Raw genomic sequence first — 13,290 nt, forward strand, 5'->3', positions numbered from 1 at the left:
GCACGGCGCCCGCCCCCGCCCCCGCGAACGGGCGCGGCGTTGCGGTAACCCCCTCGTCCCCGGTCACCGCCATCAGGCAGCATGTCGTCCATGTCCGTACTCACGCGCGACGAAGCGCAGACCCGTGCCCAGCTCCTCGACGTCCACCACTACACGATCGAACTCGATCTGACGGCCGGGGACGCGACCTTCGGCTCCCTGACCGTCATCCGGTTCACCGTGCGCGCGGGCCAGGACGTCACGGACACGTTCGTCGAGCTGAAGCCCGCCGAACTGCGCTCCGCCGCCCTCGACGGGCAGCCCCTGGACCCGGCGGCCCTGACCGGGAACCGCCTGCTCCTGAAGAACCTCACGCCCGGCGCGCACGAGCTGCGCGTCGACGCCGCCATGCACTACTCGCGCACCGGCGAGGGCATGCACCGCTTCACCGACCCCTCCGACGGCGAGACCTACGTCTACACCCAGCTCTTCCTGGACGACGTGCAGCGGGTCTTCGCCGCCTTCGACCAGCCCGACCTGAAGGCGTCGTTCGACGTGTCCGTGACGGCCCCGGCGGGCTGGACCGTCCTCGCCAACGGCGTGACCGAACACCTCGGCGACGGCCGGTGGCGGGCCGCGACCACCCCGCCCATCGCCACCTACCTCGTGGCCGTGGCCGCCGGCCCCTGGCACTCCGTGCGCACCGAGCACCGCGGCCTGCCCTTCGGCATCCACTGCCGCCGCTCCCTGGCCCCCCACCTCGACGCCGACGCCGACGAGATCCTCGGCGTCACCCGGGCCTGCTTCGACCGCTACCACGAGAAGTTCGAGGAGTCCTACCCGTTCGACTCCTACGACCAGGCGTTCGTCCCCGAGTTCAACGAGGGCGCCATGGAGAACCCGGGCCTGGTCACCTTCCGCGACGAGTTCGTCTACCGCTCCGCCGTCACCGACACCGAGCGGCAGAACCGCGCCATGGTCATCGCCCACGAGATGGCCCACATGTGGTTCGGCGACCTCGTCACCCTCCGGTGGTGGGACGACATCTGGCTCAACGAGTCCTTCGCCGAGTACATGGGCTACCAGACCACCGCCGAGGCCACCCGCTTCACCGACACCTGGACGGACTTCGCCGTCGCCCGCAAGTCCTGGGGCTACGACGCCGACCAGCGTCCCTCCACCCACCCCGTCGCCCCCGAAGCCGTCGGCGACACCGCCTCCGCGCTGCTCAACTTCGACGGCATCTCCTACGCCAAGGGCGCCTCCGCCCTGCGCCAGCTGGTGGCCTGGCTCGGCGAGAAGGACTTCCTCGCCGGCATCAACACCCACTTCGCCCGCCACCGCTTCGGCAACGCCACCCTCGCCGACTTCATCGACTCCCTCGCCTCCGCCACCGAACGCGACGTCCACGCCTGGGCCGACGCGTGGCTGCGCACCACCGGCGTCGACACGATCACCGCCTCCGTCGCATCCCGCCCCGGCCAGTGGACCCTCGCCCTCGACCGCGACGGCAGCCGGCCGCACCGCGTCACCGTCGGCGTGTACGACCGCGACCTCGGCGACGGCCGCACCCTGGTCCTGCGGGAACGCCACGAGAGCGACATCCCGCCGGCCGGCGCCCCGCAGCCCCGCTCCGGCACCCACCCCGCCCTCGTCGTCCCCAACGACCAGGACCTGACCTACGCCAAGATCCGCCTCGACGGGACGTCCCTGGAGACCGCCCTGCGCGGCCTGTCCGGCATCCCCGACGGACTCACCCGCGCCGTCGTCTGGAACACCCTGCGCGACATGGTCCGCGACGGCGAACTCGCCCCGGCCGACTACCTGGCGACCGCCGCCGCCCACCTCGGCGAAGAGACCGAACTCGCCGTCGTCGAGGGCGTCCTCGGCTTCGCCACCACACAGCTCGCCGACCGGTTCGTCGGCGCCGGGCAACGCCCCGCCGCACTCACCTCCCTCACCTCCCTGTGCCGCGCCCTCATCCGCCGCACCGAGGACGGCGAGGCCCCCGGCCTGCGCCTGACCGCGGTCCGCCACTTCATCGACGTCGCCGCGCACCCCGACACCATCGCCGCCTGGCTCGCCGAGGGAACCGTCCCCGGCGGCCCCGAGCTCGACCCCGAACTGCGCTGGCGCATCCTGTCCCGCCTCGCCGTCCTCGGCGCCACCGACGAGGGCGCCATCGCCGCCGAACTCGAACGCGACCCCAGCGCCACCGGCCGCGAGGGCGCCGCCCGCTGCCGGGCCGCCCTGCCCGACGCGGACGCCAAGCGCCGCGCCTGGGAGGAGATGTTCACCGGCGACGAGCTGTCGAACTACCTGTTCACCGCGACCGCCCAGGGCTTCTGGCAGCCCGAACAGGCCGACCTCGTCAGGGAGTACGTGCCCCGGTACTACCGGGACGCGGTCGCCGTCGCCGCCCGCCGTGGCGCCGCCATCGCCGACGCCGCCGGCCGCTGGGCCTTCCCCGCCCACGCCGTCGACGCCGAGAACCTGCGCCTGGGCCGGGCCTGCCTGCGCGACGCCGACCCGATCCCCGCCCTGCGCCGCAAGCTCACCGACCAACTCGACGACCTGGCGCGGGCGCTGCGGGTCAGGGAGGCGTAGGACCACACCCACGGGCGCGGCCGCCACCCGGCCGCCCCCGCCACCGCGAAACCCGGCCCCGGACGGATGCGGCAGCATCCGCCGGGGACCGCGTTCCGTACCGGGTGCGGCGGCACCCGCCCCGGCCGCGTGCCGCCACCCTGCGTGCCGCAACCGTGTCCTGTTCCGGGTTGTGCTGCGTGCCGTTCCGCGTCGCGCGTCTCGCGCTGTGCTGCGTGCCGCGCCGCGTGCCGCCGTCCGATGCCGCGCCGCGCCCTGCTCCGCTTGCCGTCTTGCGCCGCGCCCCACTGCCCGCGCCGCGCCCTGTGCTGCGTACCGCGTCGTGTTCCGCGTGTCGATGCCGCGGCCTGTGCTGCGTCTTGTGTCGTGGTCCGCATGCCGACGTCGCGGTGCCTGTGCTGCGTCTGGCGTCGCGCCGCCTGCCGTCCCGCCGTGTCCCGCCGTCCGCCGCCGCGCCCTGCGAACCGGCGACCCCGGTCCTCCGGCGGGAGGGCGGCCAGGTGGTCTGACGCCGCGCGTGTAGCCACCTGCCCGGCACGGCCTTCCACGCCGCTCCACCCCGGACCCCGCACACGGCAGTACCTCCTTTCGGGTTCCCACAGCCGGGCATTCCGGGCGCGTCGGGTCCCGTGCGTACAAGCTGTATGTCCCACTGCCCCGTGCGCTCCCGGAGGACGGCCCATGAGGACTCCGCCCCTCGCCTCGGCCCCCGAGGGCCTTCTCGCCCTGCGGCCCCTGGTCGACACCGTGCTCGACGCCCTGGACAGCGGCCGGCGTGCCCGCGGGGGACCGCTGCCCGCCGGCGGGCCCGGGGCGGTCGCCGCGCGGCTGCGGGACGCGGTGGGCGAGATCCTCCCCGAGCACGGCGACCCCGAGGCCCTGCGCACCCTCGTGCACGCCCTCGCCGAAGGCGCCGCCGACCCCGCCGACCCCCTGTGCGCCGCGCACCTGCACTGCCCGCCCCTCGCCGTCGCCACCGCCGCCGACCTCGCCGCCACCGCCCTCAACCCCTCCCTGGACTCCTGGGACCAGGCCCCCGCCGCCTCCGTACTGGAGACCCTGGTCACCCGCCGGCTCGCCCACGAGGCCGGCCTCGCCGACGCCGTCGTCACCACCGGCGGCACCGAGTCCAACCACCTCGCCCTCCTGCTCGCCCGCGAGGCGCACGGCGGCACCGTCCACCTCGTCCACGGCGCCAACGCCCACCACTCACTGCCCCGCGCCGCCTGGCTGCTCGGCCTGCCCGGCCCCGTCGTCGTCCCCGCCCCCACCGGCACCCTCGACCTCGCCGCCCTCCACGCCACGCTCACCGACCTGACCGGCCGGCGCGGTCCACTCCTCGTCGCCGCCACCGCGGGCACCACCGACGCCGGTCTCATCGACCCGCTGCCCGAGATCGCCGCACTGTGCGCCGCCCACGGCGCCCGCCTCCACGTCGACGCCGCGCACGGCGGCGGCCTGCTGTTCAGCCCCCGGCACCGGGACAAGCTCACCGGCCTCGAAGCCGCCGACACCGTCACCCTCGACCTGCATAAACTCGGCTGGCAGCCGGTCGCCGCCGGACTGCTCGCCGTCCGCCGCCCCCAGGACCTCGACGTCCTGCACCAGCGCGCCGACTACCTCAACCCCGACGACGACACCGAAGCCGGCCTCCCCGACCTCCTCGGCCGCTCCCTGCGCACCACCCGCCGCCCCGACATCTTCAAGGTCGCCGTCACCCTCAGGACGCTCGGCCGGACCGGCCTCGGCGCCCTCGTCGACCAGGTCTGCGCCCGCGCTCGCGAGTTCGCCGGCCTGGTCCGTGACCACCCCGGCTTCGAGCTGCACGACCGGCCCACCATCAGCACCGTCCTCTTCCGGCCCGCGGACGCCCCCGACCACGCCGTCGCCGCCGCCCGCCGCCGGCTCCTCACCGAAGGCCGCGCCGTCCTCGGCCGCGCCCGGCTCGGCGACCGGCTGTGGCTCAAAGCCACCTTCCTCAACCCGGACGCCCAGCCCGACGACCTGGCCGCCCTCCTGAAACTGGTGGAAGGAACCACATGCTGACGACCCCCACCGAACACCCCGCGCCCCACATCCCCGAGACGCCCCGCGACCTGGTCGGCATCGGCATCGGCCCGTCCAACCTCTCCCTCGCCGCCCTCGCCCACCCGCTCACCGCGCTCGACACCGTCTTCTACGACCAGCGCCCCCGCTTCGACTGGCACCCCGGCCTGCTGATCGACGGCGCCACCGTCCAAGTCCCCTTCCTCGCCGACCTGGTCACCCTCGCCGACCCCAGCAGCCGCTGGTCCTTCCTCAACTACCTCAAGGCCCGCGACCGGCTCTTCCCCTTCTACTTCGCCGAGCGCTTCCACGTCCTGCGGGCCGAGTACGACGCCTACTGCCGCTGGGTGTCGGAGAACCTCCCCGGCCTCCGCTTCGGCCACCACGTCGACGCCGTCCGCTGGAACCCCGAACACCGCTGCTTCGAGGTCGACTTCACCGAACTCGACGCCGACGGCGACGCCCGGGCACTCGGCCGCACCCACACCAGGAACATCGCCCTGGGCATCGGCACCGCCCCGTACGTCCCCGAACCCCTCAGGCCCCTCGTCGACGCCCCCGGCAGCACCGTCGTCCACGCCGCCGACTACCTCGACCACCGCGACACCCTCCTCGCCGCCGGCCACGTCACCGTCGTCGGCTCCGGCCAGTCCGGCGCCGAGATCTTCCTCGACCTGCTCCGCCACCGCCCCGCCGGCCGCGAACGCCTCCACTGGATCGGCCGCACCCCGGCCTTCGCCCCCATGGAGTACTCCCGACTCGGCCTGGAGCACTTCACCCCCGACTACACGCGCTACTTCCACGCCCTCACCGAGCCCGTCCGCGACCGGCTCGCCACCGCCCAGTGGCAGCTGCACAAGGGCATCGACGCCGGCACCGCCGCCGCCATCCACGACGAGCTCTACCGGCGCACCCCCCACGGCGGCTGGCCCGACGCGGTCCTCACCCCGGGCGTGCGCGTCCGCACCGCCGGCCGCGTCGCCACCACCCGGATCGAACTCCACCTCGAACACGTCGAGCAGGAGACCCGCACCCGCCTCACCACCGACGCCGTCGTCCTCGCCACCGGATACCGCGAACGCCCCCTCACCCGCCTCCTCGCCGCCCTCGACCCCCACCTGGTCCGCGACGCCGGCGGACGCCCCCGCGTCGACGAGCACCACCGCCTCGTCCTCGACCCGTCCATCGCCACCACCGGCTGCGCGATCCACGTCCTGAACGCCGGACTCCACACCCACGGCGTCGGCGCCCCCGACCTCGGCCTCGCCGCCTGGCGCAGCGCCACCGTGCTCAACGCCCTCACCGGCGACCAGCCCTACCCCCTGCCCGCCCGCACCGCCTTCACCACCTTCGGTCTCCAGCCCCACCCGCAGCTCCCCTCCACCCGGCAGACCCCGGCCCTCGTCCCCCTCGTCGACCACCGGTAGACCGGCTCCGCCGGGCTGCGGGCGATCGGCACACGCCGGGAACAGCACCACGGCGCCGGCACGCACATCGCGCGCCGGCGCCGTCGGCCGGTCACCTCACCCCCGCGTCACCGCGGCGGCCCTCACGGGAACACCGGCGTACCGTTCCGCGTCAGCCTCCAGTCCACCGACGCGAAGTCCCGCGGGTCCAGCACACCCTTCGCGGTCACCCATTCCGCGATCCGCGTACGGATCTCCGTCGACTCCGCCCACAGCTCCCTCGCCGACGCCACGTGGGGGAACGCGCCTCCGCCGTTGGCACGGTAGTTGTTCACCGCCAGCACGAACTGCTGCGCGTCGTCCACCGCCGCGCCGCCGAACGTCAGATTCCGGATCCGTGAACCCGCCGGCTGCGCCACGTCGATCTCGTACGAGAAGCCCGACACGTAGTCGTAGTTGTAGTCCGGACGGCCGTTGGCGTTCGTCAGCTTGTCCACGTCCACCGCCGCGCCGGCCGGCGTCTGCACGTAGTACTCCGCCGAGTACTCCAGGTACGCCCGCAGCTGCGCACCCGTCATCAGCTTGGCGACCAGCGTGTTGTCGTACACGTACAGGCTCGACAGGTCCCGGATCGTCACCTGCCCGGCCGGGATCTGCGACGTCCGCGAGAACGGCGACGCCTGGGACACCACCGGCAGCGACGCGTACTCGCTGCCCGCCAGCGCCGCCTTGACCACGTCCTCCTGGACCTTCGTGATCAGGTCGATGATCGGGGCGTCCTTGTACCGCGCGTCCACCGTCGTCAGGGTCTGCGTCGCGGAGCCGACGACCTGATTGACGTACTCCACGACCTTCGCGTGCTCGTCCGTCAGCAGCCTGGTGATCCTCGGGTCGTCGGCGACCGTCCTGGAGTCGCGCAGCGACGCGGAGACCGACTCGACCTCCCAGCGCCCCTTGTCAAACACCAGCTCGATGTCGAACAGAGTCATCCGCTCGGCGTAGCACAGCGGCTCCGACAGCACGACCGTCTTCCCCGTGCGCTCGTTGACGACCCTCAGCTCCGGGATCTCCAGGTGCGCGTGTCCCACCAGGATCGCGTCGATGCCCGGCACCTGACGCGCCACGTTCGCCGCCGAGTTCTCCACGTACGGCAGCTGGTCACCCCACGACGACGTCCCCGACGCACCCGAGTGCGCCGACACCACGACCACGTCCGCACCCATCGAACGCAGCTTCGGCACCCACTTCGCGGCCTGCTCCTCCAGACCCGGGAACGTCAGCTTCCCCTGCACATACGCCTTGTCCCAGATGGCGATGCCCGGGTTCGTCAGACCCAGCACCGCCACCTTCACCGGCTTCGCGCACCCCGGCGCGTGGAACGTCTTCATGACATACGGCGGGAACGCCGGCCGCAGCGTCTTCGCGTCCAGCGCGTTGGCGCCCAGCAGGGGGAAGTCGCACTGCTCCTCGAACTTCCGCAGCGTCTCGATGCCGTAGTTGAACTCGTGGTTGCCCAGCGCCACCGCGTCGTACCCGATCGCGTTCATGGCCTGCGCCATCGGGTGCACCGGACCGCCCTCGGCGGTGATCGGGTCCACCTTCGCGTAGTAGTACGTCAGGGGAGTGCCCTGAATCGTGTCACCCGCGTCGATGAGCAGCGTGTTGCCGCGGCCCTTCTCCTTGCGGACCTCGTCGACCAGCGTCGAGACGCGCGCCAGGCCGAGCGCGTTGCCGGCCTTGTCGGAAAACTCCGCGTCCTTGAAGTAGTCCCAGTTGAAGACATGACCGTGCAGGTCGGTGGTGCCCATGACGGTCAGGGAGTACCGCTTCTCGGGCCTGCCCGGCTTCTTCGCCTCGGCAGCCTGCGCCGCCGGAGCCGCCGCCGTGCCGGCGAGCGCGACCCCCGCCCCGGTCACCGCGGACTTTCTCAGGAACTTCCGGCGATTGAAAGGCATCTGTGGTTCTCCTCGGGAAAAGGACGACAACGCGCGTAGATTCTGACCCGGTCATGACCAGCGACAACAGGCCCGTCAGGTTGCGATCCGGTGACCGGCAGAGGGGCGAAAACCGGCCACGGGTGACAGACCGGCACATATGACTGCCCTACGGCCGCCGTGCGCCCCCGTCCTCGCGCCGCCCGGTCGCACCGTGTTCACGTGCAGGTCAGCGCGCAGCCCACCACGACACGGCCGCCTCCGGCCACCGCGGGGCGGCCGTCGAGGTCACTCCAACAGCCGTCACCCGCTCGAAGGAGCGAGCCCTCGCACACTTCAACACTTGTCAACGTCCCTTCACCCAAGAGACGTTGAGTAGTCACGTCAGTCCCCGGCTCTACCGGTCGGTAAGCCCTAGTCTCGAACCATGCGCCGAGCCAAAATCGTCTGCACCCTGGGACCAGCCACCGACTCGTACGACCAGATCAAGGCACTGGTCGAAGCCGGAATGGACGTCGCCCGCTTCAACCTCAGCCACGGCGAACACACCGAACACGAGGAGCGGTACCAGCACGTCCGCAAGGCCGCCGACGAGACCGGCCGCAGCGTCGGCGTCCTCGCCGACCTTCAGGGCCCGAAGATCAGGCTCGGCCGATTCCGCGAAGGGCCCGTACTCCTCGAACGCGGCGACACCTTCACCATCACCGTCGAGGAAGGCGTCGAAGGCGACCGCCACATCTGCGGAACCACCTACTCCGGCCTCGCCGACGACGTCACCCCCGGCGAACGCATCCTCGTCGACGACGGCAAGGTCTGCCTCGAAGTCACCCGGGTCGACGGCCCCCGCGTCCACACCCGCGTGGCCGAGGGCGGCATGGTCTCCGACCACAAGGGACTCAACCTCCCCGGCGTCGCCGTCTCCGTCCCCGCCCTGTCCAAGAAGGACGAGGAAGACCTCCGCTGGGCCCTGAACACCGGCTTCGACGTCATCGCCCTGTCGTTCGTCCGCAGCGGGCGGGACATCAGGGACGTCCACCGCATCATGGACGAGGAGGGCCGCCGGCTCCCCGTCATCGCCAAGGTCGAGAAGCCCCAGGCCGTCGAGAACATCGACGACATCGTCGCCGCGTTCGACGGCATCATGGTCGCCCGCGGCGACCTCGGCGTCGAGATGCCCCTCGAACAGGTGCCGATCGTCCAGAAGCGCGCCATCAAGCTCGCCCGGCGCAACGCGAAGCCGGTCATCGTGGCGACCCAGATGCTCGACTCGATGATCGACAACTCGCGCCCCACCAGGGCCGAGGCCAGCGACGTCGCCAACGCCGTCATCGACGGCACCGACGCCGTCATGCTCTCCGGCGAGACCAGCGTCGGCAAGTACGCCGTCGAGACCGTCCGCACCATGGCCCGCATCGTCGAAGCCGCCGAGGAGGACATCCTCGCCCGGGGCCTGCCCCCGCTCACCGAGAAGAACAAGCCCCGCACCCAGGGCGGCGCCGTCGCCCGCGCCGCCGCCGAGATGGGCGACTTCCTCGGCGCCACCTTCCTCGTCGCCTTCACCCAGTCGGGCGACACCGCCCGGCGCCTCTCCCGCTACCGCTCACCCATCCCGCTGCTGGCCTTCACCCCCGAACCGGCCACCCGCTCCCAGCTCAGCCTCACCTGGGGCGCCGAGACCTTCCTCGGCCCGCACGTCGACTCCACCGACGCGATGGTCGAGCAGGTCGACGAACTGCTGCTGAAGTACGGCCGCTGCCGGCGGGGCGACATGGTCGTCATCACCGCCGGCTCACCCCCGGGGGTGTCCGGCTCGACGAACATGGTCCGCGTCCACCGCATCGGCGAGGACGACGGCCCGAGGTAGGACGTCTCAGTACTTGGGGCCGACGTGGGCGTCCATCAGGGCCACGGAGGCCCTGCGGGCGACGGAGATGTTGTACGGATTGCCGTTCCGGGTGCAGCGGGTCCACTCCACACCCACCTTGTCGAGGGTGTCCGTGCAGAGCCGCCGGATGTCGTCGGAGACATTGGTGAAGAAGTAACGGGGGTATTCATACCGCTTGTGCTCGCCGCCGACGAGCCGGGTCGTCCAATTCGTGATCCGGCAGCCGTCGGAGTGGATCAGGCCGCGGATGAAGTCCCAGGGATGCACGTCGACGATCTCCTGCTGCCAGGACTCGAGGACGATCAGCCGCTCGTGCTTCCTGCCGGGGCCGTGCTGGGGGAAGAGGCAGACCAAATGCTTTGAGTAGACCTTGACCTCGCGGCATCCGGTGCGTCGGCGGCGGCAGACGGAGTTGTCGGGGAACACGGCCCGCATGGCCAGTTCGCAGTCGTCCATGAGCCCTGCCCATGCCTCGGCGCACGTGATCGACAGGGTGGGTACGCGGTGGCCGGAGTAGTGGCTGATGTGCCCATCGCCGAGGTACAGGCCGAGCAAGTAGCTGTATGCCGCGCGATCCAGGTCGCGGCCGTCGCACCGTGGACACTCGCCCCCGTGCCTGCCCGGGCACTCGCCTCGCTTCATCCGGTCGACGTGTTTCCAGTAGCCGACGGTGCCGGGCGGGACGTTCAGGCGCCGTGCGACGTCCGCGTTCCTTGCGCCGTCCCGCAGGAGGGTCACGGCCTCCTGTCGCACTTGTGTGCTGTGGTAGGTCATGTGAACACGGTGCGTGACCTACTGGCGCGACACGCAGCAAAAAGCGGAGGATCACGAGAACGTGATCCTCCGCTTCAACCTGCAACGTGCCGGGTGCGGGATTCGAACCCGCAAGCCCTCACGGGCAGAGGTGTTTGAGACCTCCGTGTATTCCATTCCACCAACCCGGCTGGGCACTGCCGTGAGTGTACCGGGTGAGCTCGGCTCCCCGCCTCTAGGTAGGCTGCATAGGCAGCAGTACCCGCCCCGCCCCGGAACGAGGAGCGCCCCCGTGACCGCCGAGTCGCCCCAGCCCGTAGACGTGTCCGACGACGACAAGTCCCACGTGCCTCCGCTGACGACCCGCGTCGTCATCGCCGAGGACGAGGCGCTGATCCGGCTGGATCTGAAGGAGATGCTGGAGGAGGAGGGCTACTCGGTCGTCGGTGAGGCCGGTGACGGTGAGCGGGCCGTGGAGCTGGCCCGGGAGCACCGGCCCGACCTGGTGATCCTGGACGTGAAGATGCCGAAGCTCGACGGCATCTCGGCGGCGGAGCGGATCGCGGAGGAGCGGATCGCCCCTGTTCTGATGCTGACCGCCTTCTCGCAGCGGGATCTGGTGGAGCGGGCGCGGGACGCCGGTGCGATGGCGTACCTGGTGAAGCCGTTCAGCAAGAGTGACGTGGTGCCGGCGATCGAGATGGCCGTGTCGCGGTTCACGGAGCTGAAGGAGCTGGAGAAGGAGGTCGCCGACCTCAGCCAGCGGCTGGAGACGCGCAAGCTGGTGGACCGCGCGAAGTCGATCCTGCAGACGGAGTACGGGCTGACGGAGCCGGCGGCGTTCCGGTGGATTCAGAAGACGTCGATGGACCGCCGGATGTCGATGCAGCAGGTGGCCGAGGCGGTCATCCAGGACAGCGAGGAGAAGAAGGCGGCGGCGAAGGGCGGCGGGAAGGCCGACGCCCGGGACTGATCCCCGCGCGCGCCGCACACGGCGAGGCCCGCGCCCCTGGTGTTCAGGGGCGCGGGCCTCGCCGTGTCCGGGTGGTGGGTGTCAGTCCTCGCCGAGGTAGGCCTTGCGGACGGACTCGTCGTGCAGGAGGTCCTGTCCGGTGCCGGAGAGGACGATGGTGCCGACCTCCATGACGTGGCCGTGGTCGGCGAGGGAGAGGGCGGCCTGGGCGTTCTGCTCGACGAGCAGGATGGTGGTGCCCCCGGATTTGAGCTCGGCGATGGTGGCCATGATCTTCTGCATCATGATCGGGGAGAGGCCCATGGAGGGTTCGTCGAGCATGAGCAGTTTGGGCTGGGACATCAGGGCGCGGCCCATGGCGAGCATTTGCTGCTCTCCGCCGGAGAGGGTGCCGGCGGCCTGCTTCCTGCGTTCTCCGAGAATGGGGAAGAGGTCGTAGGCGCGCTGGATGTCCTTTTCGATGCCGGTCTTGTCGCTGCGCAGGAATGCGCCGAGGCGGAGGTTGTCCTCGATCGTCATGCGGGGAAAGATGTGCCGCCCTTCGGGGGAGTGGGCGAGCCCGAGGGAGACGATCTGGTGGGCGGGGTATTTCTTCAGCGATTTGCCGTCGAACTTGATCTGGCCGCCGACCGGCTTGAGGAGGCCGGAGAGGGTGCGCAGGGTGGTCGTCTTGCCGGCGCCGTTGGTGCCGATGAGGGTGACGACTTCGCCGGCGTCGACCTTGAAGGAGATGCCCTTGACGGCTTCGATCTTGCCGTAGGCGACCCGGAGGTCCTCGACTTCGAGCAGGGTGGTCATCGGTCGTTCTCCTTGCCGGGCGCGTCGTCCGTCGTGGTCTCGGCGTGCGCCTCGGCGGCCTCGACCTCCGCGACTTCCTCGGAGCCGGGGGCGTTCTCGAAGGGTTCACCGAGGTAGGCGGCGATGACGCGGTCGTCGCCCTGGACGGTGGCGGGGTCGCCTTCGATGAGCTTCTGGCCCTGGACCAGGACGGCGACGCGGTCGCAGAGGTTGAAGATGAACCGCATGTCGTGCTCGATGACGAGGACGGCGATGCCCATGTCGCGGATGGCGAAGACGAGTTCTTCGGTGGCGCGGGTTTCCTGGGGGTTCATGCCGGCGGTGGGCTCGTCGAGGAGGAGCAGCCCGGGTTCGCTGGCGAGGGCGCGGGCGATCTCGAGTTTGCGCTGTTCGCCGTAGGGGAGGTTGCGGGCGAGGTGTTCCGCCTTGCCGGCGAGGCCGACGAACTCCAGGAGTTCCATGGCGCGTTTGCGGGAGGCGGCCTCGGCCTTGTGGAAGCCGGGCCCGCGCAGGACGGCGGACCAGAAGCCTTCCTTGGTGCGGGTGTGGCGGCCGACGAGGACGTTCTCGAGGACCGTCATGTTGGCGAAGAGCCGGATGTTCTGGAAGGTGCGGGCGATGCCGGCGGCGGTGACCTTGAAGGACTTGGGCGGCAGGACCTCGCCCTGGTAGCGGACTTCGCCCTCGGTGGGGACGTAGAGGCCGGTGAGGCAGTTGAAGAAGGTGGTCTTGCCGGCGCCGTTGGGTCCGATGAGGCCGACGATCTCTCCGCTGTTGACGGTGAGGTCGACGTCGCGGACGGCGGTGAGGCCGCCGAAGCGCATGGTGACGCCGCGGGCGTCGAGCACGGTCCCGCCGGTGGTGGCGTCGCCGGATGCGGCGTTCGTGGTGGTGGTGTCGGTGGTCATG

9 protein-coding genes and 1 tRNA gene are annotated in these 13,290 nt (G+C 71.2%); 5 read left to right on the forward strand and 5 right to left on the reverse strand.

The features are described from left to right. Positions 1-81 precede the first annotated feature (81 nt). From pepN to ABZ920_RS05520, 3 genes are all read left to right on the forward strand, one after another. Complete coding sequence (pepN, locus tag ABZ920_RS05510) at positions 82-2,586, forward strand: aminopeptidase N (protein ID WP_361499076.1); 2,505 nt, start codon at positions 82-84, stop codon at positions 2,584-2,586. A gap of 681 nt (positions 2,587-3,267) precedes the next feature. Next, positions 3,268-4,632, forward strand: coding sequence for an aminotransferase class V-fold PLP-dependent enzyme (locus ABZ920_RS05515; protein WP_361499078.1), 1,365 nt, complete (start codon positions 3,268-3,270; stop codon positions 4,630-4,632). Continuing rightward, positions 4,626-6,059 (forward strand): SidA/IucD/PvdA family monooxygenase, encoded by a 1,434-nt coding sequence (locus tag ABZ920_RS05520; protein ID WP_361499080.1) that lies wholly within the window; start codon positions 4,626-4,628, stop codon positions 6,057-6,059. The genes ABZ920_RS05515 and ABZ920_RS05520 overlap by 7 nt, the downstream gene beginning before the upstream one ends. A 122-nt stretch (positions 6,060-6,181) precedes the next feature. Here the strand turns inward: ABZ920_RS05520 and ABZ920_RS05525 are convergent, their stop codons facing one another. After that, on the reverse strand, positions 6,182-7,993 hold the full coding sequence (locus ABZ920_RS05525) for a 5'-nucleotidase C-terminal domain-containing protein (RefSeq protein ID WP_361499082.1): 1,812 nt from the start codon (positions 7,991-7,993) through the stop codon (positions 6,182-6,184). Positions 7,994-8,399: 406 nt separating this feature from the next. On the opposite strand from ABZ920_RS05525, the gene pyk reads away from it, so the two are divergent. Further along, complete coding sequence (pyk, locus tag ABZ920_RS05530; protein ID WP_361499084.1) at positions 8,400-9,836, forward strand: pyruvate kinase; 1,437 nt, start codon at positions 8,400-8,402, stop codon at positions 9,834-9,836. A gap of 6 nt (positions 9,837-9,842) precedes the next feature. Here pyk and ABZ920_RS05535 read toward each other — a convergent pair whose 3' ends face one another. Both ABZ920_RS05535 and ABZ920_RS05540 read right to left on the reverse strand, forming a co-directional pair. Then, positions 9,843-10,631 carry a helix-turn-helix domain-containing protein gene (locus ABZ920_RS05535; RefSeq protein ID WP_361499086.1) on the reverse strand — a complete coding sequence of 263 codons (789 nt, stop codon included), beginning with the start codon at positions 10,629-10,631 and terminating at the stop codon, positions 9,843-9,845. Between the two features lie 87 nt (positions 10,632-10,718). Further along, positions 10,719-10,801, reverse strand: a tRNA-Leu gene (locus tag ABZ920_RS05540). A 101-nt stretch (positions 10,802-10,902) separates the two neighbouring features. On the opposite strand from ABZ920_RS05540, the gene ABZ920_RS05545 reads away from it, so the two are divergent. Then, positions 10,903-11,583 carry a response regulator gene (locus tag ABZ920_RS05545; protein WP_361499088.1) on the forward strand — a complete coding sequence of 227 codons (681 nt, stop codon included), beginning with the start codon at positions 10,903-10,905 and terminating at the stop codon, positions 11,581-11,583. A gap of 81 nt (positions 11,584-11,664) precedes the next feature. On the opposite strand, the gene ABZ920_RS05550 is transcribed toward ABZ920_RS05545, so the two are convergent. Together ABZ920_RS05550 and ABZ920_RS05555 are read right to left on the reverse strand one after the other, a co-directional pair. Then, on the reverse strand, positions 11,665-12,381 hold the full coding sequence (locus ABZ920_RS05550; protein WP_361499090.1) for an ABC transporter ATP-binding protein: 717 nt from the start codon (positions 12,379-12,381) through the stop codon (positions 11,665-11,667). Continuing rightward, on the reverse strand, positions 12,378-13,289 hold the full coding sequence (locus tag ABZ920_RS05555; protein WP_361499092.1) for an ABC transporter ATP-binding protein: 912 nt from the start codon (positions 13,287-13,289) through the stop codon (positions 12,378-12,380). The genes ABZ920_RS05550 and ABZ920_RS05555 overlap by 4 nt, the downstream gene beginning before the upstream one ends. Between the last annotated feature and the right edge of the window lies 1 nt (position 13,290).

It is taken from the genome of Streptomyces sp. NPDC046831 (assembly GCF_040645305.1).
Taxonomy (GTDB): domain Bacteria; phylum Actinomycetota; class Actinomycetes; order Streptomycetales; family Streptomycetaceae; genus Streptomyces.

Bases quoted from the DNA above. Each gene is read 5' to 3' on its own strand.
- pepN (WP_361499076.1), top strand. From the start codon at position 82: ATGTCGTCCATGTCCGTACTCACGCGCGACGAAGCGCAGACCCGTGCC.
- ABZ920_RS05515 (WP_361499078.1), top strand. From the start codon at position 3,268: ATGAGGACTCCGCCCCTCGCCTCGGCCCCCGAGGGCCTTCTCGCCCTG.
- ABZ920_RS05520 (WP_361499080.1), top strand. From the start codon at position 4,626: ATGCTGACGACCCCCACCGAACACCCCGCGCCCCACATCCCCGAGACG.
- ABZ920_RS05525 (WP_361499082.1), bottom strand. From the start codon at position 7,993: ATGCCTTTCAATCGCCGGAAGTTCCTGAGAAAGTCCGCGGTGACCGGG.
- pyk (WP_361499084.1), top strand. From the start codon at position 8,400: ATGCGCCGAGCCAAAATCGTCTGCACCCTGGGACCAGCCACCGACTCG.
- ABZ920_RS05535 (WP_361499086.1), bottom strand. From the start codon at position 10,631: ATGACCTACCACAGCACACAAGTGCGACAGGAGGCCGTGACCCTCCTG.
- ABZ920_RS05550 (WP_361499090.1), bottom strand. From the start codon at position 12,381: ATGACCACCCTGCTCGAAGTCGAGGACCTCCGGGTCGCCTACGGCAAG.
- ABZ920_RS05555 (WP_361499092.1), bottom strand. From the start codon at position 13,289: ATGACCACCGACACCACCACCACGAACGCCGCATCCGGCGACGCCACC.